The 23228-nt window shown below is 62.1% G+C and carries 23 protein-coding genes; 12 read left to right on the top strand and 11 right to left on the bottom strand.

All coding sequences use genetic code 11. The features are described 5' to 3' along the window. Positions 1 to 4: 4 nt before the first annotated feature. The 6 genes from Q6A47_RS09035 to Q6A47_RS09010 form a co-directional block, all read right to left on the bottom strand. A complete protein-coding gene (locus Q6A47_RS09035; RefSeq protein ID WP_029613197.1) occupies positions 5 to 211 on the bottom strand; it encodes a DUF1656 domain-containing protein in 207 nt (68 codons plus the stop codon). Beyond that, the gene (locus tag Q6A47_RS09030; RefSeq protein WP_304484059.1) at positions 198 to 2186 is read right to left on the bottom strand and encodes an FUSC family protein; all 1989 of its coding nucleotides are present in this window, start codon (positions 2184 to 2186) and stop codon (positions 198 to 200) included. Before Q6A47_RS09030 ends, Q6A47_RS09035 begins: the two co-directional genes overlap by 14 nt. 165 nt (positions 2187 to 2351) lie before the next feature. Beyond that, positions 2352 to 2462 carry a cytochrome c oxidase subunit CcoM gene (gene ccoM / locus Q6A47_RS09025; RefSeq protein ID WP_029613199.1) on the bottom strand — a complete coding sequence of 37 codons (111 nt, stop codon included), beginning with the start codon at positions 2460 to 2462 and terminating at the stop codon, positions 2352 to 2354. A gap of 133 nt (positions 2463 to 2595) precedes the next feature. Further along, positions 2596 to 2757: a hypothetical protein gene (locus Q6A47_RS09020; RefSeq protein ID WP_162889493.1), complete on the bottom strand. Its 162-nt coding sequence runs from the start codon at positions 2755 to 2757 to the stop codon at positions 2596 to 2598. Between the two features lie 84 nt (positions 2758 to 2841). After that, positions 2842 to 3180, bottom strand: a complete 339-nt coding sequence (locus Q6A47_RS09015; protein WP_039576006.1) for a hypothetical protein — start codon at positions 3178 to 3180, stop codon at positions 2842 to 2844. Between the two features lie 109 nt (positions 3181 to 3289). After that, entirely contained in the window at positions 3290 to 3988 is a 699-nt protein-coding gene (locus Q6A47_RS09010) for a M949_RS01915 family surface polysaccharide biosynthesis protein (RefSeq protein ID WP_029613200.1), read from the bottom strand. A gap of 118 nt (positions 3989 to 4106) precedes the next feature. On the opposite strand from Q6A47_RS09010, the gene rapA reads away from it, so the two are divergent. The 3 genes from rapA (at position 4107) to Q6A47_RS08995 (ending at position 10106) form a co-directional block, all read left to right on the top strand. Next, entirely contained in the window at positions 4107 to 6953 is a 2847-nt protein-coding gene (gene rapA, locus Q6A47_RS09005) for an RNA polymerase-associated protein RapA (RefSeq protein ID WP_304484056.1), read from the top strand. Between the two features lie 71 nt (positions 6954 to 7024). Continuing rightward, positions 7025 to 7654, top strand: a complete 630-nt coding sequence (locus Q6A47_RS09000) for a hypothetical protein (protein ID WP_304484055.1) — start codon at positions 7025 to 7027, stop codon at positions 7652 to 7654. Positions 7655 to 7841: 187 nt separating this feature from the next. After that, complete coding sequence (locus tag Q6A47_RS08995) at positions 7842 to 10106, top strand: putative bifunctional diguanylate cyclase/phosphodiesterase (RefSeq protein ID WP_304484054.1); 2265 nt, start codon at positions 7842 to 7844, stop codon at positions 10104 to 10106. On the opposite strand, the gene Q6A47_RS08990 is transcribed toward Q6A47_RS08995, so the two are convergent. Together Q6A47_RS08990 and Q6A47_RS08985 are read right to left on the bottom strand one after the other, a co-directional pair. Further along, on the bottom strand, positions 10006 to 10893 hold the full coding sequence (locus Q6A47_RS08990) for an NAD(P)-dependent oxidoreductase (protein WP_304484052.1): 888 nt from the start codon (positions 10891 to 10893) through the stop codon (positions 10006 to 10008). The genes Q6A47_RS08995 and Q6A47_RS08990 overlap by 101 nt on opposite strands. Before the next feature lie 173 nt (positions 10894 to 11066). Beyond that, a complete protein-coding gene (locus tag Q6A47_RS08985) occupies positions 11067 to 11378 on the bottom strand; it encodes a DUF2288 domain-containing protein (RefSeq protein ID WP_039575994.1) in 312 nt (103 codons plus the stop codon). Between the two features lie 360 nt (positions 11379 to 11738). Here Q6A47_RS08985 and Q6A47_RS08980 point away from each other — a divergent pair, with 360 nt between their 5' ends. The 8 genes from Q6A47_RS08980 to nhaA all read left to right on the top strand — a co-directional run bounded on the left by Q6A47_RS08980 (position 11739) and on the right by nhaA (position 20606). Continuing rightward, positions 11739 to 12854, top strand: a complete 1116-nt coding sequence (locus Q6A47_RS08980) for a branched-chain amino acid ABC transporter substrate-binding protein (protein ID WP_295481366.1) — start codon at positions 11739 to 11741, stop codon at positions 12852 to 12854. Positions 12855 to 13043: 189 nt separating this feature from the next. After that, positions 13044 to 13967 carry a high-affinity branched-chain amino acid ABC transporter permease LivH gene (gene livH / locus Q6A47_RS08975; RefSeq protein WP_039575990.1) on the top strand — a complete coding sequence of 308 codons (924 nt, stop codon included), beginning with the start codon at positions 13044 to 13046 and terminating at the stop codon, positions 13965 to 13967. Beyond that, a complete protein-coding gene (locus Q6A47_RS08970; protein ID WP_029613206.1) occupies positions 13964 to 15220 on the top strand; it encodes a high-affinity branched-chain amino acid ABC transporter permease LivM in 1257 nt (418 codons plus the stop codon). Before livH ends, Q6A47_RS08970 begins: the two co-directional genes overlap by 4 nt. Beyond that, positions 15217 to 15984, top strand: a complete 768-nt coding sequence (livG, locus tag Q6A47_RS08965) for a high-affinity branched-chain amino acid ABC transporter ATP-binding protein LivG (protein WP_029613207.1) — start codon at positions 15217 to 15219, stop codon at positions 15982 to 15984. The genes Q6A47_RS08970 and livG overlap by 4 nt, the downstream gene beginning before the upstream one ends. Continuing rightward, the gene (locus Q6A47_RS08960; protein WP_029613208.1) at positions 15985 to 16686 is read left to right on the top strand and encodes an ABC transporter ATP-binding protein; all 702 of its coding nucleotides are present in this window, start codon (positions 15985 to 15987) and stop codon (positions 16684 to 16686) included. It abuts the gene before it with no gap. Between the two features lie 110 nt (positions 16687 to 16796). Further along, positions 16797 to 17471, top strand: coding sequence for a COG3650 family protein (locus Q6A47_RS08955; RefSeq protein WP_029613209.1), 675 nt, complete (start codon positions 16797 to 16799; stop codon positions 17469 to 17471). Positions 17472 to 17573: 102 nt separating this feature from the next. Next, positions 17574 to 19187, top strand: coding sequence for an NAD(P)/FAD-dependent oxidoreductase (locus Q6A47_RS08950; protein WP_304484049.1), 1614 nt, complete (start codon positions 17574 to 17576; stop codon positions 19185 to 19187). A gap of 228 nt (positions 19188 to 19415) precedes the next feature. Then, positions 19416 to 20606, top strand: a complete 1191-nt coding sequence (nhaA, locus tag Q6A47_RS08945) for a Na+/H+ antiporter NhaA (protein WP_304484048.1) — start codon at positions 19416 to 19418, stop codon at positions 20604 to 20606. A 59-nt stretch (positions 20607 to 20665) separates the two neighbouring features. On the opposite strand, the gene Q6A47_RS08940 is transcribed toward nhaA, so the two are convergent. Further along, a complete protein-coding gene (locus tag Q6A47_RS08940) occupies positions 20666 to 21130 on the bottom strand; it encodes an outer membrane lipoprotein (RefSeq protein WP_029613212.1) in 465 nt (154 codons plus the stop codon). A 143-nt stretch (positions 21131 to 21273) separates the two neighbouring features. Here Q6A47_RS08940 and Q6A47_RS08935 point away from each other — a divergent pair, with 143 nt between their 5' ends. After that, positions 21274 to 21516 (top strand): hypothetical protein, encoded by a 243-nt coding sequence (locus Q6A47_RS08935; protein WP_304484045.1) that lies wholly within the window; start codon positions 21274 to 21276, stop codon positions 21514 to 21516. A gap of 28 nt (positions 21517 to 21544) precedes the next feature. Here Q6A47_RS08935 and pdxH read toward each other — a convergent pair whose 3' ends face one another. Continuing rightward, on the bottom strand, positions 21545 to 22192 hold the full coding sequence (gene pdxH, locus Q6A47_RS08930) for a pyridoxamine 5'-phosphate oxidase (protein WP_304484043.1): 648 nt from the start codon (positions 22190 to 22192) through the stop codon (positions 21545 to 21547). A gap of 19 nt (positions 22193 to 22211) precedes the next feature. Continuing rightward, complete coding sequence (locus Q6A47_RS08925; protein WP_304484042.1) at positions 22212 to 23207, bottom strand: OmpA family protein; 996 nt, start codon at positions 23205 to 23207, stop codon at positions 22212 to 22214. Positions 23208 to 23228 lie beyond the last annotated feature (21 nt).

Below are 23228 nucleotides of genomic sequence, written 5' to 3'. Positions count from 1 at the left end.
CTCCTTACAAAGGTCCTAACAGATGTACCAGCAACGACAGCACGCAGACGAACAGTGCCGCATCGAACAATGCTTCATGCCAGATCCAACGCCCCAGCGAGGTGACCTGAACCAGCAGGCGTAGTGCGCCGGTAAGCGCCAGCGCCAGCAACACGTAGATCAGAAACGGACTGAGCAGCACGCCACCCAACGCCCATTCACGCAAGCCCATGAATCTCCTCCTGCCAGCGGCACCACTGGTGCCAGCTCTTCTGCAATTGCGCCACTGCCCCGATAGCCAGGCGCAAGGGATCACTCGACGGTTGGCCACGCAAGGCTTCGATGAAGACTTCGCTAGGCGCATCCAGGCGCTGCCCACGACCCGGTGCCGGACCACTGGCCAGCACCGCCTCCAACTGCTGCAAATACTGGCGCTCGGCGCCGGCCAAGGGTGCCTGGGCCACCGCCAGGCACATGCGCAGGTGCACCAGCTCATCGCCGATATCCAGCCCCAGCAGGCCATCGTCCCAGCGCTTGCGCTCGACCTCCGGCAGCTCACTGGCATGACGCGCCAGTTGCATCAGACGATCGGCCATGCGTCCGCCGAACCAACTGTCGGCGCCGCGCAGGTCACGGTGGGTCAAGCGCACCAGATCGCTCTGGGTAGCAGAACGCAACCGCCGCCCCAACCACCTCGGATGACGCAACACCACCAGACGAAAGGCCAGCACCGCCGCCGACACACCGACCAGCATGGCCAGGGCACTGTTGAGCAACGTCGCCACGTCGTAGTGCATGACGTTGGCAGGCCCGACCAGCACGATGAAATGCAGGCAGAACGCGGTGGCCGTGGGTCCGGTGCGCGGATGTGCCATACCCAGCGCAGCGAAGAACAGCGGCACGCCCATGGCCAGGGCCAGCAGGGCAAAACTGCTCCATTGCGGCAACAGGATCTGCCCGACGAAAAATGCTGTGGGAATCGCCAGCAGAATGCCGCGCAGGAAACTCAGGCCAATCTGGGCCCCGTTCTCACGACTGGCGAACAAGCTGCAGACCACACAGGTCAGCACCAGACCACCCGGCGCCGAAGGCCAGGCCGTTGCCAGCCAGAAGCTGCTCATCACCAGAAAGGCCAGCGCACTGCGTGAGCCAAAAAGCAGCGCCAGGGTCAGGTCACGGTGAGCGGCGAGCCCCTGGGAGACATCCTTGGGCGTGCGCCCTTGTTCCATATCCAGCAAGGCTTGGGTGGCAGCCATGGCGAAGTCCAGCAGCAGGGCCAGGCGCGCCAGGCAGAAGTGTTCCGCCGAGCTGATCGCCTCGTCCTGGGCCGCATCCCAAATGCGCTGGCGCAACAGCAGCAGACTGGCCAGCTCCGGACTCGCCAGCTGCCTGCGCACCTCCTCTAGCCAGGGCGCCAATCGTGCAGCCTGCGGCGAATCGAGCTGGCGCCACTGGCGGCGGACCGAACGCGAGAGGCGAAGCAACACCATCAGTTTCTGGCTCAAGCCACGGATCGCCCTGGCGCGCTGCCGTCCTCGTGCGCCTTCGAACCATGCATGCTCGCGCTGCGCATCGATGGCCACCACCCGACCAAGGATGTCCAGCAAGCCTTTGCGTGCTTCATCCTCGCCGCCCAACATCACGCTGGCGGTCTGCAGTCCACTGCGCCACGCCTGCCGTGCCTGGTCGCCCAACTGCTGTTCGACACGCAGCGGCCAGACCAGCGCACTGCTGAGTGTGGCGCAGACGATGCCCAGGCAGATCTCGGTGCAGCGCGCCACGGCCTGGTCGAACACCTGGAGGGGATGATCGATCGCTGGGAGGGCAATGATCGCCACGGTGTATCCGGCCAGCACGAATGCATACGCCCAGGCGCTGCGCAGTTGGGTCGAGGCGGCGGTGCACAACGCCAGCCACAGGGCCAAGGCCAACAGGAATAGCCATGGCGTCTGAGCGAACAGCCCTATGAACACCACTGACATGAAGGTACCGACCAGCGTGCCAGCCAGTCGCGCCAGACCCTTCTGCACCACCATGCCCGACAGCGGCTGGGCGACGATGAATGCCGTCATCAACGCCCACGCGGGTTGCTCGAGCCCCCAGCGCAGCGCCAGCCACAGCGCCAGCCCTCCTCCCAGGAGGGTCTTGACGGCAAACTTCAGCGCCAGGCCGGTGGGCGCGAACAGGGCCTGAAAGGTGATGGGCACGAAGCGGACCTTGCACAGACTGTTGAGTGAACGATAGACAACAGCGGCAAGAGTAAAGTGTAACCAAACAATTAGCTAGCTAAGCATCTAAGCAATGGATAAAAAAATGGGCGACCGAAGTCGCCCTAAATGCCTTGCGTGCTCGTAGATCGGGAAGGATCAGCGCTACTTGCGCTTGTTCGCATCCTTCCAGATGAAAATCCCTAGACCGGCAAAGAACACCACCATCAATCCGACCGTCACCACACCGGCGATCACCACGTTGTCGAAAAACATGTCGGCCTCCCTGCCCGTTGCCGTTGTCCGATGTGGCCAAGGTAACCAAAGCGACGGCAGGGAAAATTGATCGGGGTCAATGCTGCCCGGGACCGGGCACAGGAGGGGGTGCAGGGTTGACCTGCATCAGTTTTCAGCGCTTCTTGGGCTTGCCTTTGCTCTTCTTCTTTTTGGCCGGAGCCAGGGGCATGGCCTGCTCGAAGGCCTGGCGCATGTCGTCGAGGCGCTTGTCCTTGATGTCGTGAATGCGTTTGGCGCGCTCGGCGCCGAAGTCGATGAGGTTGTCTTGGCTCATGGGCAGGCTCGGATGACAGCGGATGTGTCCATGATGGGGGCTGGAAGCAGCGGGTTTCAAGACAGACACTGCACGCAGGTGTCTTCAGATCTCGATATCAACCAGCAGGCCTTGCCGGGGGCGCTCACCCAGCGGCGCGACCGGCACGGTATTGTCGGCGTTGAGTTCATCGCCTGGCATGGCACTGTAGAGATCGGTCTGGTCGTCCTGGCGGCGCTGCTCACGACGCTGCTGCTGACGGCGCTGTTCTTCGCGCAGCAGGTAGGCCTGCTCCTCGGGATCGCGCTGATGCCGCAGGTCGATGGTGCCATCACTGGAGGCAGGCTGAGCCGGCACCACCGGAGGAATGTCCGGCGTCGGCTTGACCGGGTCGTGTTGCGAGGTCACGGGGGCAGCACTGAGCGGTACGATAGGCAGCAGCATGGGTCGGTTCTCCTGTAGCCCCTTTATCGGCCAACTGGCAATCGCCTTGAGCGCAGCTACACAGGTTTGTGCGGCCTGTCACAGGTCGCGTGTGGAGTGTAGACCGCGCTTACTCGCTTTCGTCATCGGAATCATCGTCGACCGGGCCGCTAGCGTCGCTCCAGGGACGTTTATAGACCTGCTGCCAGACCGCATCCAGGTGCTCACGCAGCACGGGCGGCGCATCCTTGAGCGAGGCACTGTCTTCGCGCTCGCCGCCGATCGGCTCTTCGCCTGCGGGGCTGATCAGCGACTGACCGTGGATACCGTAGACCGCCTGGCCCTGATGCATCTCGATGGTGATGTCGTGCGGGTCGATGCCACCGCCGCAGAACGCGTGGCTGGCCACGGTGACTTCGGCGACACCGTTATTGTCCAGGTCCGTGACATCGCTGACATCGGTGTAGAAGTCGACGTCCAGGTCGAGCCCCGGACAGGTGGTCTGCTGATCGATCTGCCAACGCGGCTTGAACGCCTCACGGTCGTTGTCACGGCCATACAGCGTGGCCTTGAGCACCACCTTGTCCACTTCTTGCTCGCTGCCCGGCTCGACGGCCTGGCCGTCCAGCCGACTCAGTACCAGCAGCCCCTCGCCCTCACGGTCGCGGAAATGAACGCTCTTGAGTGGCGACTGCACGTCCAGCGCCTGGATCTGGTCGACCGGCAACGGGGCCAGGATTTCGAAACTCTTCTTCTGCTCGCAGGCAGCGACCAGGGCCAGGCTGCCCAAGGCCAGGGAAAGATTCAACCAGCGGTGGGTGACAGGCATGTTGGCGCACGGCCCTCGTCGGCAAGACAGGATTCGTCGATGAAGTGGCTGAACGCTTTGGTCCGCCCGGGCGATCCGTTAAGATGGGCCGTTTTTTTCATCGCGGGAGTTCGGCAGTATGGCGCAGCAGTATCAACCGGGGCAACGCTGGATCAGCGACAGCGAAGCGGAGCTCGGCCTGGGAACCATCCTGGCGCAGGATGGCCGCCTGCTGACCGTGCTTTATCCGGCCACGGGCGATACCCGTCAGTACGCCCTGCGCAACGCACCGCTGACCCGCGTGCGCTTTTCGCCCGGTGACCAGATCACCCATTTCGACGGCTGGAAGCTCACCGTGCAAGAGGTCGATGATGTCGATGGCCTGCTGGTGTATCACGGTCTGGACGGGCAGAACCAGCCCCGTACCTTGCCGGAAACGCAACTGTCGAACTTCATTCAGTTCCGTCTGGCCAGCGACCGCTTGTTCGCCGGCCAGATCGACCCGCTGTCGTGGTTCTCGCTGCGTTACAACACTCTGCAGCACAACAGCAAGCAGTTGCTCTCCCCGCTCTGGGGCCTGGGCGGCTGCCGCGCCCAGCCGATCGCCCACCAATTGCATATCGCCCGCGAAGTGGCCGACCGTATCGCACCGCGTGTGTTGCTGGCCGACGAAGTCGGCCTGGGCAAGACCATCGAAGCCGGCCTGGTGATCCATCGCCAACTGCTGTCCGGCCGAGCCAGCCGCGTGCTGATCCTGGTGCCGGAGAACCTGCAGCACCAGTGGCTGGTGGAAATGCGCCGACGCTTCAACTTGCAGGTGGCGCTGTTCGATGCCGAGCGTTTCATCGAAAGCGATGCCAGCAACCCGTTCGAAGACGCCCAGCTTGCGCTGGTGGCACTGGAGTGGCTGGTCGACGACGAGAAGGCTCAGGATGCGCTGTTCGCGGCGGGCTGGGACCTGATGGTGGTCGACGAAGCCCACCACCTGGTGTGGCATGAGGAGCAGGCCAGCGCCGAGTATGCGCTGGTCGAGCAACTGGCCGAAGTCATTCCCGGCGTATTGTTACTCACCGCCACTCCCGAGCAACTGGGTCAGGACAGCCACTTCGCGCGTCTGCGCCTGCTCGACCCCAACCGCTTCCACGACTTGGCCGCGTTCCGCGCCGAGAGCGAACATTATCGTCCGGTGGCCGAGGCGGTTCAGGAACTGCTCGACGAAGGCCGCCTGTCGCCCAAGGCCCATGCCACCATCCACAATTTCCTCGGCGCCGAAGGCGAAGCCCTGCTGGCAGCCGTGGCCGATGGCGACACCCAGGCCAGCGCGCGGCTGATCCGCGAACTGCTCGACCGTCACGGCACCGGTCGCGTGTTGTTCCGCAACACTCGCGCGGCGATCCAAGGCTTCCCTGAGCGTCAACTGCACCCCTACCCGCTGGCCAATCCCCTACAGTACAGCGAGCTGCCGGCCGGCGAGCGCGCCGAGCTGTACCCGGAAGTGGCGTTCCAGGCCCAGGGCGAGGGGGGTGAGGACGAGCGCTGGTGGCGTTTCGATCCGCGAGTCGACTGGTTGATCGACACCCTGAAAATGCTCAAGCGCACCAAGGTGCTGGTGATCTGCGCCCATGCCGAAACCGCCATGGACCTGGAAGACGCCCTGCGCGTGCGCTCCGGTATTCCGGCCACGGTGTTCCACGAAGGCATGAGCATTCTCGAGCGCGACCGCGCAGCGGCCTATTTCGCCGACGAGGAATTCGGTGCCCAAGTCTTGATCTGCTCGGAAATCGGCAGTGAGGGCCGCAACTTCCAGTTCGCTCACCACCTGGTGATGTTCGACCTGCCAGCCCACCCGGACCTGCTCGAACAACGCATCGGTCGCCTGGACCGGATCGGTCAACTGCATACCATCCAATTGCACATCCCGTACCTGCAGGACAGTCCTCAGGAACGCCTGTTCCAGTGGTACCAGGAAGGCCTGAACGCCTTCCTCAATACCTGTCCGACCGGCAACGCCTTGCAGCACCAGTTCGGCCCGCGCCTGTTGACGTTACTGGCCGCCAATGACAGCAGCGCCTGGAACGCCTTGGTCGCTGAGGCCCGCGCCGAGCGCGAGCGCCTGGAAGCCGAGCTGCACACGGGGCGCGACCGCCTGCTGGAGCTCAACTCCGGTGGCGCCGGCGAAGGCGAGGCACTGGTCGAAGCCATTCTCGAGCAGGACGACCAGTTCGCCCTGCCCATCTACATGGAAACCTTGTTCGACGCTTTCGGCATCGACAGCGAGGACCATTCCGAGAACGCGTTGGTCCTCAAGCCCAGCGAAAAGATGCTCGATGCCAGCTTCCCACTGGGCGACGACGAAGGGGTGACCATCACCTACGACCGCGGCCAGGCACTGTCGCGCGAGGACATGCAGTTCCTCACCTGGGAGCACCCCATGGTGCAGGGCGGCATGGACCTGGTGCTGTCCGGCTCGATGGGCAACACCGCGGTAGCGCTGATCAAGAACAAGGCGCTCAAGCCCGGTACCGTGCTGCTCGAACTGCTGTACGTCAGCGAGGTGGTGGCGCCACGCAGCCTGCAGTTGGGCCGCTACTTGCCTTCGGCGGCGCTGCGCTGTCTGCTCGATGCCAACGGCAATGACCTGGCGGCGCGGGTGGCCTTCGAAACACTCAACGACCAGCTCGAAAGCGTGCCCAGGGCCAGCGCCAACAAGTTCATCCAGGCCCAGCGCGAGGTGCTGGCCAAGCGCATCGCCGCTGGAGAAGCCAAGGTACTGCCGGTGCACGACGAGCGCGTCGCCGAAGCGCAACGCCGCCTGAGTGCCGAGGCCGACGAGGAGCTGGCACGCCTGACCGCGCTCAAGGCGGTCAACCCGAGCGTGCGTGACAGCGAGATCGATGCGCTGCGCCTGCAGCGCGAGCAGGGTCTGGCAATGCTCGACAAGGCCGCTCTGCGCCTGGAAGCGATTCGCGTGCTGGTCGCCGGCTGACATCCGTACCGCGCTCCCCTCGGCCAAGCTGGCGAGGGGACGCCTCGCCGCCCGTCCATCGTGGAATGAAGATGTTCAGGACCTTTGCCAAACTGTTGGTCATTGCAACGCTGCTGGCCATTGGCTGCCTGGTAGCGGGGTACTACGGCCTGTTCCAGGAAGAACGGGTATTGCGCAACTACCAACTGGCTGTGGAAATGGGCGGCAAGCGTTATTCGCCTCTGTGGCTGAGCGCAGGGCGTACGGCTATCAGCGAAAAAACAGGACACTTTTTCTGCCAAGCCGAAGACCTGAAGTATCTGATCGCCCTCGCCAAGGGTGAAGTGACGTTCAACGACAACCGCGACAACCCCTACCTCGACGGCACGGTCGACTACTCCTCGAACAAGGCTTACGTACTCACCTCCAGGCACTACCTCAACGCGGTAGACAGCGTCACGCGCTACGACATTATCGGTCACGACGCTGAAGTGGCTCATCGCTACGTCCCAGATACCGATGACCCTTACGCACGAGTGCTGATCAATGTGGGCATGACGCGCAGTTCCGCCGGTCGTGGCAGTTCCGTGGTCAAGGATGAGTACCTCGACGCCACGCGCCTGCTGCACGACGTGTACGGCGTGAGCGTGCGGTTCGACAAGGATGATGAGGCCAGGTTGGTCACCTTGCATTTTGACCGTTCCTCCACCATCGACCGATAGCCTGGAATCGTCTCCAATCTGCTGCTCAGGCTGACATATAGCGATCGGCTATATGGCAAATGCCCAAATAATTGAAATCAAATCGCCATCAATCAGGAACGCGGTCAGCACCTTTCCTATACTCACGGCTCGATGGTCTTCTCCATGAGCGCAGAGGACCCCTGCGTACTCGACGAAGAGACAGGCAATGGAGTGGCTGGGACTTCAACTATTCGCCGAGCTGCCGGCGCACGGACAGGTTGTCCTCGACTGTCATCACAACCCTTTCCTTGTCGTGCTCGCCTATGTGGTCGCCGGCGCAGCCTGTTTCGCCACCCTGGACATGGCTGATCGACAGATCCACAGCGAGGAGCCACGCGCGCGTCGCCAATGGAAAGGCCTGGGCGCCTGCTGTCTGGCCAGCGGCATATGGGCCATGCACTTCATTAGCCTGCTGGCCTACCAGCCACCGCTGGAAGTGCATTACGACATGACGCTGACGGCGCTTTCCTTGCTTATAGCCTTGATCGCCGCCTGGCTGGCAATGAACCAACTGGATCGGTTGCACATGCAACCGATCCATTACCTCCAGACGGCACTGGCCATTGGTTTGGGTATCGGCATCATGCACTACGTCGGCATGGCGGCCCTGCAGACCAGCGCCCGACAGTACTATCAGACCCCGCTGGTGGTGGCCTCGCTGGGTATTGCCGTGGTCACCAGCCTGGTGGCGGTGTGGGTCACTCGCTACCTGGGCAGCGGCAGTGGTACGCGGCACCTGGCGATGAAGTATGGGGCAGCCCTGATCATGGCGGCAGGCATCGTCTTCACCCACTACACGGGAATGGCCGCACTGTCGCTGGTGATTGCCGAGGGCGACCCTGCCCAACTGCCCTCAGCCGACAACAGCTTGCAACTGGGCCTGAGCATCGGTTTCATCACCCTGCTGATCAGCGCCAGCAGCATCAGCGCAGCACTGGCCGACAAGAAGCTGCAGAGCAAGGAGCACGACCTGCGCAGGGTGAATGTGCTGCTCAGTCAACTCGACCAGGCCCGGGTTTCGCTGCAGCAGGCCGCTCACTACGACGCCTTGACCAATCTGGTCAATCGCAGGGGCTTCAACCAGGTCTTTGCCGAGCGCCTGGCCGAGCACGCGGTCACAGAAAGCCTGCTGGCAGTGATGTTTCTCGACATCGATCACTTCAAGCGCATCAACGACAGCCTCGGCCACGCCGCCGGCGACGAGTTGCTCAAAGTGATCGCCGCCCATATCCGGGCAGCGACCCGCAGTCAGGACTTAGTGGCACGCTTTGGCGGCGACGAGTTCTGCATCGTCACTAGCCTGCACAACCGTGACGAAGCGCGCAAACTCGGCCAGCGGATCATGCAGCGCATGAAGGAGCCCATCGACCTGGGTGGGCGGCGCATGGTCATGACTACCAGCATCGGCATCAGCATTTTCCCGGATGATGGCCGCAGTGCTGAGGAACTGCTGAAAAATGCCGATCTGGCGCTTTATCAATCCAAGGATGGCGGGCGCAACAACCTGAACTTCTTCAACAGCAGCTTGAAGACCCGGGCCACTCTCGAACTGCAGCTTGAGGAAGAACTGCGCGTGGCATTGCTCGAGGAACGCGGGCTGTGCGTGTACTACCAGCCGATCTTCGATCTGCACGATGCCCGCGTGGCCAAGCTCGAAGCACTGGTGCGCTGGCACCATCCGCAACAGGGCCTGATCGGCCCTGACCGTTTCATCGCCATCGCCGAGGCCAACGGACTGATCGCCGAGCTCGACCAGTGGGTGCTGCAGCGCGCCTGCCAGGACCTGGCCGACCTCACCCGTCGTGGCTATGGACACCTGAAGGTCACGGTCAATTGCTCGGCAGTCACCCTTGGCCGCGAGGAACTGGCCAGCGATGTCGAGATGGCCTTGTTGCAGGCCGGACTGGCTGCCCGCCAACTGGAACTGGAGGTCACGGAAAATGCGCTGATGGGCGACATTCACCGTACCATCAATCTGCTCAAGCGCATCCGTGGCCAGGGCGTGGGACTGTCGATCGACGATTTCGGCACCGGCTATTCGTCGCTCGCCTACCTCAAGCGCCTACCGCTGGATGTATTGAAGATCGACCGTTCGTTCATCCAGGACGTACCGGGTAGCCAGCAGGACCGCGAGATCGTCCAGGCGATTCTGATCATGGCGCACACCTTGCACTTGCAGGTGGTGACCGAGGGCGTGGAGACCGATGAGCAACTGGCCTTCCTGGCGACCCAGGGCTGCGACTTCGCTCAGGGCTTCCTGCTCAGTCGCCCCGTGGCACTGAGCGAGTTACCGGCCGTGCTGGAGCGGCTGGATCGCATGGACAGCACGGTCATGGGCGAGTGCGAAACAGCTCGACCAGGGTTGCAGGGTCGTCCTGCAGATGCCCCTGGCCGCCGTGCAGGCGCATCAATTGCGCGGCGAGGCCGGTGATCGGTGTCGCCGAGCCTTGTTCGCGGGACAGCTTCACTGCCGTATCGAGATCCTTGAGCAAGGTGCGTACATGCCATTTGACCGGCGAATACTGGCTCTGCGCCATTTGTGGCGCGAGTATCTGCAAGGGTCGCGAATCGGCAAAACCGCCGGCCAAGGCTTGGGCGATGAGGCTGGCATCGACCCCGGAGCGTTCAGCCAGCGCCACCGCCTCGGCGATCACCAGGGCATTGCAGGCGACGATCATCTGATTACAGGCCTTGGTCACCTGGCCGGCCCCCACGCCGCCCATGTGCGTGACGCGTTGCCCGAGGGTGAGCAGCACTGCGCGCACGCGCGCCAAGTCGGCCGCCTCGCCACCGACCATGATCGCCAAGGTTCCGGCTTGTGCACCCGCAGTGCCGCCGGACACTGGAGCGTCAAGCCAGGCCATGCCACAACGCGCCGCCAGTGCGGCGGCCATTTCACGGGTGGCGCCGGGCTCCAGGCTGGACAAATCGACCAGCAACTGACCTGGCTTTGCACCGCAGGCCACCCCCTGCTCTGCGAACACCACTTCGCGCACAACCGCCGTGTCGGCCAGACACAGCATCACCACATCGCTGTCACGGCACAGCGCTGCCGGACTTTCGGCCAGTCGAGCTCCTGCAGCGACCAACTCCGCGCACTTGTGCGCGCTGCGATTCCATACCGTCAACGAATAGCCTGCGGCGAGTAGCCGATGGCACATCGGCAGTCCCATCAAGCCGATTCCGGCAAATCCGAGGGTTGGCATGGCTGTGCTCATGGACGACTCCAGACATATTCGATATAGACGAAAGGCCGGGCCGGCATTACGCAGGGCGTAAACTGTTACCGCAACGGCGCCTTCGAACCTCTTTTGTTACCGACAGCTACTGTAACGCAACCCGCGCAAGCACCATAAAGGTGCCGATTTACATCCAGCCGCACCAGAATAGATCAGTCGTTTTTCGCTGACTTCACTTGGATGAGGATGAACGGTGAGACCACCACGGCCCAGATCTGCGGATTGCGCGTCTGCATGTCTAGCGCCTGCTCTGCATCGACCGCCGCGACAGCGCCCTGCTCACGCCACGCAGCAACGAGATCACTGCGGTTTTCTGCCATGGCTTGGGCCACGGCGATCAAGTCCAAGGTGGGGTCGACCCAAATCAGGTCACCCTTGGCCCAAAAACGCTCCAAGGCGCTCCATTCGATAATCGCCGTCTCGCCGAGCAATTTGGCATAGAGGGTGCTTGTGTGATCAGTCATGGGGATTCCTGCCAATGGCATGGCCAAGTAAAAAGCCCGCATTTTTGCAGAAAAACCCAAGTTTCAAATAAGTAATTTGCTCGACAGGTATTGGCCTCCTCCAGAAAACCAGAAAATACAGGCATTTTGATGGCGCTTATCTGTATTTTCATGTCGAGCATGCGACAACCCGCAGAACAGGGACTTTTCGCCCGCTTTTCAAGCGCTCGGAGAGCGCTCTACACTGTACCGGTACAGTTCCGGGACATGTTCCGGGGGAAGGTGGGCTCGCGACATGGCACGAGCGTGCCGCGAATCTCGCCCGGTCTGTAGCCCTGGCCGCCAGGACTCTAAGAATTACAACAGAATGAGTGGAGCACTATGATCAAGATTTCCAAGCTGTTCGCCGCAATGGTTCTGGCCGGGGTAGCCAGCCATTCGATGGCCGCCGACACCATCAAGATCGGTATCGCCGGTCCCAAGACGGGCCCTGTGACCCAGTACGGCGACATGCAGTTCATCGGCGCCAACCAGGCTATCAAGGACATCAACGCCAAGGGTGGCGTCGATGGCAAGATGCTCGAGGCCAAGGAATACGACGACGCGTGCGACCCTAAACAGGCCGTGGCCGTCGCCAACAAAGTGGTCAACGACGGCGTCAAGTTCGTCATCGGCCATCTGTGCTCCAGCTCCACTCAGCCCGCGTCGGACATCTACGAAGACGAAGGCGTGATCATGATCACCCCTGCTGCCACGTCTCCGGAGATCACCGCCCGCGGTTACAAGCTGATCTTCCGTACCATCGGTCTGGACAGCGCCCAGGGTCCAGCGGCCGGCAACTACATCGCCGATCACGTCAAGCCCAAGGTCGTTGCAGTGCTGCACGACAAGCAACAGTACGGTGAGGGCATCGCCACCGCGGTCAAACAGACCCTCGAGAAGAAAGGCGTCAAGGTCGCCGTCTTCGAAGGCCTCAACGCGGGCGACAAAGACTTCTCCTCGATCATTCAGAAGCTCAAGCAGAACAACGTCGACTTCGTCTACTACGGTGGCTACCACCCAGAACTGGGTCTGATCCTGCGCCAAGCTCAGGAAAAAGGCCTGAAAGCCAAGTTCATGGGTCCGGAAGGTGTCGGCAACGACTCCATCTCGCAGATCGCCCAAGGCGCTTCCGAAGGCCTGCTGGTGACCCTGCCGAAGTCGTTCGACGCCGATCCAGAGAACAAGGCCATCGTCGACGCCATCAAGGCCGACGGCAAAGACCCGAGCGGTCCGTTCGTGTTCCCGGCCTACTCGGCCGTGGAGCTGATCGCCGAAGGCATCAAGGCTGCCAAGTCCGAAGACACCACCAAGGTGGCTGATGCGCTCCACGCTGGCTCCTTCAAGACCCCAACCGGCACCCTGTCCTTCGATGCCAAGGGCGACCTGAAAGACTTCAAGTTCGTGGTCTACGAATGGCACTTCGGCAAGCCGAAGACCGAAGTCTCCCCTCAGTAATACGCGTGACTAAATAGCTGACCGTAGAAGCCCACTGTGCGAGCAGTGGGCTTTGTTTTACGAGGTTCATGGGCCCGACTCCCGCGATCCGGGGGCGGACTCACCTGAAAATCTTAAAACCGTCACCCGCGGTTTCCTGGCCGTTACCCCGGCCAGCGAAATGCACATCAGGTTTTTAGGAGCGCTGTAATGCCTGAGATCTACCATTTCTTCCAACAACTGGTTAATGGATTGACCATCGGCAGCACCTATGCCTTGATCGCCATCGGTTACACGATGGTGTACGGCATCATCGGGATGATCAACTTCGCCCACGGCGAGGTCTACATGATCGGATCCTACGTGGCCTTCATCGCCCTTGCCGGGCTGGCCATGATGGGCATTCACTCGCTGCCGATCCTGATGACCGTGGCCTTCGTCGCCACCATCTGCGTCACCAGCGCCTATGGCTACAGCATCGAGCGGGTGGCGTACCGTCCGCTGCGCAACAGCAATCGCCTGATCCCGCTGATTTCCGCGATCGGCATGTCCATTTTCCTGCAGAACACCGTGCTCCTGTCGCAGGACTCCAAGGACAAATCCATCCCCAACCTGATTCCGGGAGCCTTCTCCTTCGGTCCGGGCGGCGCGGAAGAAGTGCTGGTGTCCTATATGCAGATCCTGGTGTTCGTGGTCACCTTGGTGGCGATGACCTGCCTGACGCTGTTCATCTCCCGCTCCCGCCTGGGCCGCGCCTGTCGCGCCTGTGCCGAGGACATCAAGATGGCCAACCTGCTGGGCATTAACACCAACAACATCATCGCCCTGACCTTCGTCATCGGCGCCGCACTGGCGGCTGTCGCAGCCGTGCTGCTGAGCATGCAGTACGGGGTGATCAACCCCAACGCCGGCTTCCTCGTGGGGCTGAAGGCGTTCACCGCAGCAGTACTGGGCGGCATCGGCAGCATCCCGGGGGCCATGCTCGGCGGGCTGGTGCTGGGTGTGGCCGAAGCGTTCGGCGCAGACATCTTCGGCGACCAATACAAGGACGTCGTGGCGTTCGGCTTGTTGGTTCTTGTCCTGTTGTTCCGGCCGACCGGCATCCTGGGCCGTCCGGAGGTTGAAAAAGTATGAACAGAAATCTCAAACAGGCGCTGTTCAGCGCCTTGCTGGTCTGGGCCGTGGCCTTCCCGGTGCTGGGCCTGAAACTGAGCATCGACGGCATCAACCTAGTCGTGCACAGCCAGGGCGAATTCACCCTCGCCGTGATCGCCGCGTGTTCGCTGCTGATGTTCCTGCGTGTGCTGTTCGACCGGCAGTGGAGCGCGGTCATGGGTAGCCGCACCGAACGCAAACTGATTCCGCCTTCGGTGAGCAACTTCCTGACCCTGCCCAAGACCCAGCGATGGGTCATCCTTGGGCTGATCGCGGTTGCACTGGTATGGCCGTTCTTCGGCTCACGGGGGGCGGTCGATATCGCCACGTTGATCCTGATCTACGTTCTGCTGGGCTTAGGGCTGAACATCGTGGTGGGCCTGGCCGGTCTGCTCGACCTGGGTTACGTCGGTTTCTATGCCGTCGGCGCCTATAGCTACGCCATGCTCTCGCATTACTTGGGCTGGAGCTTCTGGGTGTGCCTGCCGATCGCCGGCCTGATGGCCGCGACCTTTGGCTTCCTGCTCGGTTTCCCGGTATTGCGCCTGCGCGGCGACTACCTGGCGATCGTCACGCTGGGCTTCGGCGAGATCATTCGCCTGTTCCTGCGCAACCTCACCGACTGGACCGGCGGGCCCAACGGCATCAGCGGCATCGAGAAGCCGACCTTCTTCGGCCTGACCTTCGAGCGCCGCGCCGCCGAGGGGATGCAGACCTTCCACGAGTTCTTCGGTCTGGAATACAACTCGATCAACAAGGTCATCTTCCTCTACCTGGTAGCGCTGGTATTGGCATTGCTCGCATTGTTCGTGATCAACCGCCTGCTGCGCATGCCCATCGGACGAGCATGGGAAGCGCTGCGCGAAGACGAGATCGCCTGCCGTGCGCTGGGCCTGAACCCGACCATCATCAAGCTCTCCGCCTTCACTCTCGGCGCCAGCTTCGCCGGTTTCGCCGGCAGTTTCTTCGCCGCGCGCCAGGGCCTGGTGACACCGGAGTCATTCACCTTCATCGAGTCAGCGATCATCCTCGCCATCGTCGTGCTCGGCGGCATGGGTTCTCAGTTGGGCGTAATTCTCGCGGCCATCGTGATGATCCTGTTGCCTGAGTTGATGCGCGAGTTCAGCGAGTATCGGATGCTGATGTTCGGTGCGCTGATGGTGTTGATGATGATCTGGCGTCCGCAGGGCCTGCTGCCCATGCAACGTCCTCATATGGAGCTGCGTCGATGAGCCGCGAAATTCTGCAAGTCAGCGGCCTGAGCATGCGCTTCGGTGGCTTATTGGCGGTCAATGGCGTGGGCCTGACCGTCAAGGAAAAACAGGTGGTGGCCTTGATCGGTCCGAATGGTGCCGGCAAGACCACCGTGTTCAACTGCCTGACCGGCTTCTACAAGCCCAGCGGCGGCACTATCCTGCTCGATGGCCAGCCCATTCAGGGCCTGGCCGGACATCAGATCGCCCGCAAAGGCGTGGTGCGCACTTTCCAGAACGTTCGCCTGTTCAAGGAAATGACCGCGCTGGAAAACCTGCTGATCGCCCAGCACCGCCACCTGAATACCAACTTCTTCGCCGGGCTGTTCAAGACGCCGGGTTTCCGCCGCAGCGAGAAGGAAGCCATGGAGCGCGCCCAGTACTGGCTGGACAAGGTCAACCTGACCGAGTTCGCCAACCGCACCGCTGGCACCTTGGCCTATGGTCAGCAACGCCGCCTGGAAATCGCCCGCTGCATGATGACCCGGCCGCGTATCATCATGCTCGATGAACCGGCCGCTGGCCTGAACCCCAAGGAAACCGAAGACCTCAAGGCCTTGATCGGGTATCTGCGCGAGTCCCATGACGTGACCGTACTGCTGATCGAGCACGACATGAAACTGGTGATGAGCATTTCCGACCATATCGTGGTGATCAACCAGGGTACGCCCCTGGCCGATGGCACACCGGAGCAGATCCGGGCCAACCCTGATGTGATCAAGGCCTACCTGGGGGAAGCGTAAATGCTGAAGTTCGAGAACGTTTCCACCTTCTACGGCAAGATCCAGGCGCTGCACAGCGTCAATGTGGAGATCAACCAGGGTGAGATCGTCACCCTGATCGGTGCCAACGGCGCGGGCAAGTCGACGTTGCTGATGACCCTGTGCGGCTCGCCGCAGGCGCATAGCGGCAGTATCCGCTACCTGGGCGAAGAACTGGTGGGCCAGCCCTCCTCGCATATCATGCGCAAGAGCATCGCGGTCGTACCCGAAGGCCGTCGCGTGTTCGCCCGTCTGACGGTCGAGGAAAACCTGGCCATGGGCGGTTTCTTCACCGACAAGGGCGACTATCAAGCCCAGATGGACAAGGTCCTGGCCCTGTTCCCGCGCCTGAAGGAGCGCTTCAACCAGCGTGGTGGCACCATGTCCGGCGGCGAGCAGCAGATGCTCGCCATCGGTCGGGCGTTGATGAGCAAGCCCAAGCTGCTGCTGCTCGATGAGCCGTCGCTGGGCCTGGCGCCGATCATCATTCAGCAGATCTTCGACATCATCGAGCAACTGCGCCGCGATGGCGTAACGGTGTTCCTGGTGGAGCAGAATGCCAATCAGGCCCTGAAGATCGCCGACCGCGCCTATGTGCTGGAAAACGGCAAGGTCGTGATGCAAGGCACAGGCGAAGCCTTGTTGACCGATCCGAAAGTGCGCGACGCCTACCTCGGCGGCTGATGCTCGCGCGACAGGAGTGGCGCTTCGTCGCTCCTGCCCCCCTCTTGTGGACCGGACCTACGCTGGGTAACGTGAGCTCCCTCGACCCACGCGACCCCGGAGTCCACCCGATGCGCTTCACCTCCCCTCTTCTGCTCGCTGCCATGCTGCCGCTGTTCGCCGGCTGCCAGATGTTCGCCGAGCAACCGAGCGATCCCAACGTCGGCAGCACACGCTTGCAGGGCGAATTGAGCGCGGCCGACGGTCAACTGCTGTTCAAACCCTGCAGCGAAGCGCGCCACTTCGTGGTCAAGGACGCGGCCGGCACCGGCATTCTTCAGGAGGCGGCCAACCTGGCCGGCGGGCCAAAAGCCACATTGTTCGCCGATGTTCGCGGGCGTCTGGCCGGCAGTCGCGCTGCCAACAGCGATGGGCAGTTGGAGGTGACTCGGCTGTACCGCGTAGAAGCGTCGGCCAACGCCTGCGAAGACCCGAACTTCAAGCAATTGACGCTACGCGCCGGCGGGCATGAGCCCGACTGGGACATCAAGGCCAGCGGCAAAGGTATGGTGATCAACCGCGCAGGCAAGGATCCGCTGCCATTGCCGTTCCTCGAAGAGCAGATGCCCGGTGGTGGTTTGAGTCTGTCCAGCGAAGCCAACGGTCAGCGTGTCGAACTGTGGGTGGCGCCGCAACGCTGCGTCGAACGGGGTACGGGCGCCATGCGTCACCTGCGCGCCGAACTGCGCATCGACGGCCAGACCCTGCAAGGCTGCGCCTACTACGGTGGTGCGCGGGACAAGTGATCGCCGGACACTTTTATCCTGCCAGTCGAGGCGGCGAACAGCTTATACTTGGCGGTTTGTTTAAAGCCGCCGGCCGCCCATGGCCGCGATACTGGACGTGCCATGCTACGAATCACCGAACTGAAGCTGCCCTTGGACCATCCCGACGAGGCCCTGCGCGAGGCCATCGTCCAGCGCCTGGGCATCCGTGACGATCAACTGCTGAGCTTCAACCTGTTCAAGCGCAGCTACGATGCGCGCAAGAAGAACAGTGAGTTGCTGTTCATCTATACCATCGACCTGGAAACCAGCAACGAAGACGAAGTGCTGCGCCGCTTCGTCGACGATCGCAATGTCGGTGTGGCGCCGGATGTCACGTACAAATTCGTCGGCCATGCGCCTGCCGAACTGGCCGAGCGTCCGCTGGTAGTCGGCTTCGGCCCCTGCGGTATCTTCGCCGGCCTGCTGCTGGCGCAGATGGGCTTCAGGCCGATCGTGCTGGAGCGCGGCAAGGAAGTGCGCCAACGCACCAAGGACACCTGGGGCCTGTGGCGCAAAAGCGTGCTCAACCCCGAGTCCAACGTGCAGTTCGGCGAAGGCGGCGCCGGTACGTTCTCCGATGGCAAGCTGTACAGCCAGATCAAGGATCCCCAGCATCACGGCCGCAAGGTGCTCGACGAGTTCGTCAAGGCCGGCGCGCCGGAGGAAATCCTCTACATCAACAAGCCGCACATCGGTACGTTCCGTCTGACCAGCATGGTCGAAAAGATGCGAGAGGAAATCATTGCCCTGGGCGGTGAGATCCGTTTCCAGGAAAAAGTCACTGACCTGCTGACCGAGGGAGAGCAACTCACGGGGGTCGTGCTGGAAAGCGGCGAGCAACTGCACTCGCGACATGTGGTGCTGGCGTTGGGACATAGCGCCCGCGACACCTTCCGCATGCTGCACGCCAAGGGTGTGTTCATGGAAGCCAAGCCGTTCTCGGTAGGCTTTCGCATCGAGCATCCGCAATCGCTGATCGACAAAGCGCGCCTGGGCAAATATGCCGGACACCCGAAACTGGGCGCGGCGGACTACAAACTGGTCTACCACGCCAGCAACGGCCGATCGGTGTACAGCTTCTGCATGTGCCCGGGAGGCACGGTAGTGGCCGCCACCAGCGAGCCAGGCCGGGTGGTCACCAATGGCATGAGCCAGTATTCGCGCAACGAGCGTAATGCCAACTCGGGCATCGTCGTGGGCATTGATCCGGAGCGGGACTACCCAGGGGGTCCACTGGCCGGTATCGAGTTGCAGGAGCGTCTGGAGGCACACGCGTACGTGCTGGGCGGCAGCAACTACCAGGCGCCTGCGCAGCTGGTGGGCGACTTCGTCGCCGGGCGTGCGTCCACCGCCTTGGGTAGCGTGGAGCCCTCCTATAAGCCGGGCATCACCCTCGGCGACCTGGCGCCTAGCCTACCCGCGTTCGCCATCGAAGCGATCCGCGAGGCACTGCCAGCGTTCGACCGGCAGATCAAAGGCTACAACCTGCACGACGCGGTACTCACGGGCATCGAAACGCGCACATCCTCGCCACTGCGCATTACCCGCGGGCAGGACTACCAGAGCCTGAACCTCAAAGGGCTGTTCCCTGCCGGTGAGGGCGCAGGCTATGCCGGCGGTATTCTTTCGGCCGGTGTGGACGGCATTCGCATTGCCGAAGCGGTGGCCAGAAGCATGCTGGGTATCGACGCCTGATCGCGCTGTCCTGGGGGCAACGTCGCCCCCGGGGCTGTAGCCAATTTTCGGAACTTTCGACGCCACGCAGAGACTTTTCGCTCAGCACTCAGCCTTTAAGACCTCTAGCCTTCCCCTACCCGAACGGCAACACGTTATAACAAAAAAGAATATAAATTTTATTCTAAAGCATAACGCTGCACGCTAGGGTGTATCCCCTGTTCGCCCAAGTCGTGGAGCCGTTCATCCGTGCGCAGTCTTATCAATCGCTTCCTTCAGCTGGAATCCGCCAGCGGCCTGCTGCTGATCACTGCAGCGGTCATTGCCCTGATCGTCAACAACTCTTCACTCTCGCCGTGGTACGTCAGTTTTCTCGACCTGCCGGTGGCCGTGCAGATCAGCGACCTGCTTATCGCCAAGCCCCTGCTGCTGTGGATCAACGATGGCCTCATGGCACTGTTCTTCCTGCTGATCGGCCTGGAGGTCAAGCGAGAAGTCTTCCAGGGCCAGCTGTCCAAGCCATCGCAAATCATTCTTCCAGCGACCGCAGCCGTCGGCGGCATGCTGGTGCCCGCCTTGATCTACTGGTTCATCAACCGCGACAACCCTGCCACGTTGGCGGGTTGGGCAATCCCCACGGCGACCGATATCGCCTTCGCCCTCGGCGTGCTGGCACTGCTCGGCAAGCGCGTACCTGTGTCGCTGAAACTGTTCCTGATGACGCTGGCAATCATCGATGACCTGGGCGCGATCATCATCATCGCCCTGTTCTATTCCGGCGCCCTTTCGAGTCTGGCGCTGAGCCTGGCAGGCGCGTGTCTGCTAGTACTGCTGGGGATGAATCGGCTGGGGGTCAAACGCTTGGCACCCTACCTGATCGTCGGCCTGGTGCTGTGGGTCTGCGTGCTGAAAAGCGGCATCCATGCCACGCTTGCGGGCGTCATGTTGGCGATGTTCATCCCGCTACGGGGCCGCGACGACAAAACCGCCTCGCCGCTGATCACGCTGGAACATGCGCTGCACCCTTGGGTGGCCTATGCGATCCTACCCTTGTTCGCCTTCGCCAACGCCGGGGTTTCGCTGGTCGGTGTAACGGCTCAGAGCTTCATCCACTCCGTGCCGCTGGGCGTAGCCATCGGCCTGGTGCTGGGCAAAACGGTCGGTGTGTTCGGCCTTACTTGGGTCGCCATAAAGCTGCGCCTGGCTTCGCTGCCAGCAGGCGCCAATTGGGGCCAGGTTTTCGGTGTAGCCATCTTGTGCGGGATCGGATTCACAATGAGCCTGTTCGTCGGATCCCTGGCCTTCCCTTCAGGGGTGAGCGAATATGCGGGCGAGGATCGAATGGGCATTCTGACCGGCTCGTTCTTCGCGGCGTTGATCGGCTACGCCGTCACGGCGGCAGCCAGTCGCCAGCGCGATCCTGCAACGGCCACGCCCTGATCGCCAAGCGCAAAAAAACCCGACCGGCCGTGCCGAGTCGGGTTTTTCATACTTAGCAATCAGTGGGTAACGCGACTGGTGCCATCGACCGTCATGATGCGCACGCGCTCGCCAACGCGGAAGATCTCGTTCTGCTGCACTTGCTGCACATAGGCTCGCATGCTGCCGTCGTCTTCACGCACGGTGATTTCGACACCTTGAGTGCGGGTCAAGCCCTCTTCGGCGGCAGAACCCGCCAGGCCACCGGCCACTGCACCAATCACCGCAGCGACGATGCTGCCACGACCGCCGCCGACTGCGCTGCCTGCAACACCACCGACGATGGCACCTGCGCCACCACCGATCGGCGTCTTGCTGCCTTCGATCTTCACCGGACGCAGGGATTCGATGGTGCCCATGCGCACGGTTTGCACACGGCGGGCCTCGTCACGGGAATAGCTGTCGCCGGTCAGGCTCGACTGGCAACCGCCGAGCAGCAGCGCCATGGTGGTGAAGCTGGCCATCAGCAGAACGGATTTACGCATGGGAAATCTCCATAAGTCAGGTGTCCATTAGACTCCGCGCATTGATGGGTGTCACGACACCCAGGCTATTAAATTGTTTTCATTCAGTTCAGGTACAGGCGATAGCCCATCGCCGCGCTTGAATACTGAGACCAATGATAGCCATGGATTACTTCATCGTCGCGGTGACCACCGCCGCCGGCCTGTACTTTCACGGCTGGCTGTACCTGCGTATGCGGCGCTGGATGGACCGTGACCTGGCGCTGTCACTGGCGGGCCAGGACGCCGCAAAAGGTGCCTATATGCTGCAACGATTGGCACAGGCGCGAGAACAGAAGATCGCTCGAGGGCAACTGGCGGACTGGTTGAAGCGTGAGGCCGATGCCTACGCGAAGGAAGCTGCGTGAAGACGAGGGCCTGAACGGCCCTCACCGATCAAGGCGCCAGACGCTCTCGCTGCCACACACCGTCGATCCAGCGGTAGTTCAAACGATCGTGCAAACGGCTCGAACGGCCTTGCCAGAATTCGATGCGCTCAGGCAGCAAACGATAGCCGCCCCAGTGTTCCGGACAGTGCGGCTGAGTGTCGGAGAACCGCGCTTCGGTAGCCTTGACCAAGCCTTCGAGCTCGGCACGGTCAGCGATCACCCGGCTTTGCGGCGACGCCCAGGCACCCAGGCGACTACCCAGAGGACGCACCTGATAGTAATCGTCCGACTCCTTCGCCGAGACCTTTTCCACTCGCCCCTCGATGCGCACCTGACGCTCCAGCGCAGGCCAGAAAAAGGTCATGGCCGCAAAAGGATTGACCAGCAGTTGCTGGCCCTTGGCGCTCTCGTAGTTGGTGAAAAAAGTGAACCCGCGCTCATCGAGCCCTTTGAGCAGCAACACCCGGCAATGCGGGCGCCCCTGACCATCGACCGTGGCCAGCGTCATGGCGTTGGCCTCCACTGGCGGCTGCTCGGTCTTCACCGCATCGCCGAACCAGTGGTGGAACAAGGCGAAGGGCTCGGCCGGGGCCTGGTCTTCGGCCAGGCCATCACGGGTGTAGTCGCGCCGCATATCGGCCAGGGATTGGGTCATTGCTGCGTTTCCTTGACGATCAGTTGGTCTTCGCAGGGCTATTGGCGGCGACTTTCTTGTCCGTGGTGGTGGTCGCCTTTTTCGCGGCGGGTTTTGCAGCCGCCTTCTTAGCTGCGGGCTTGGCGGCAGCCTTGCTCGCAGTCTTCTTCGCAGCAGGCTTGGCGGCGGCCTTGGTCGCAGGTTTGGCGGCTGGCTTGGCCGCAGCCGCCTTGACTGGCGCTTTGGCGTCTTGCGCCGCAACCATTGCCGCCGGAGCAGCAATAGGCGCTGGAGCTGCCTGCTGATACTTGGCGAGCAGCGCCAGCATGGTGTTCTGCGGGGTCAGCAGCATCTCGACACGGCGGTTCAGCGCCCGGCCCTCGACACTGTCATTGGCTGCACGCGGCATGACCGCACCCATGCCCTTGAGGTTGAGGCGATCACGCTGCAGGCCGCTCAAACGGAAAATAGCCGATACCGAGGCCGCGCGCTCCAGGCTGAGTTTCTGGTTGGCGACGGCAACACCGATGGTGTCGGCGTGGCCGAGCACCAGCACTGCGGTCTTGGGATCGCCTTCGACAATCTTGGCCACACGCGTGATGGGGCCGAGCGTGACGGGAAGCAGCATATTGGGTCGATCGGGGTTGTACGAACCGTCGACCGGCAGGATCACGACCAGTACATCTTCACGACGCTCCACCTCCAGCTTGCTGTCCTTGGCGGCTTCGCGCAGCTTGGGTTCGTACGCATCCAGCCAGGCCTGGGTGGCCTTCTGGTCGATCTTCGGTACGACTGGCGCTTCAGCCTGCTTCTCGCTCGAGCCAAACGGCCACCACCAATGACTGCCGCCCTCGGACTTGGCGTCAGCTTTCGCAACCTTCTCGGTGACCGCCGCTTTCACTTCCTGGTCAGCGACCTTGTCCGAACCGAACGGCCACCAGCTCAGGGCCGCGCTCTTGGAGCCATCCGGGGTTTGGCTGGCGCAGCCGGTCATGGCCAGGCACAGGGCGAGTGCTAAGGTTTTGTGTGAAGACATCGGCGATACACCATGAATTAG

Origin of the sequence: Pseudomonas boreofloridensis (assembly GCF_030580795.1) — a bacterium.
GTDB lineage: Bacteria > Pseudomonadota > Gammaproteobacteria > Pseudomonadales > Pseudomonadaceae > Aquipseudomonas > Aquipseudomonas boreofloridensis.
Note: the sequence above shows the minus strand (reverse complement) of the source record. Positions and strands in the feature narration are given on the sequence as shown.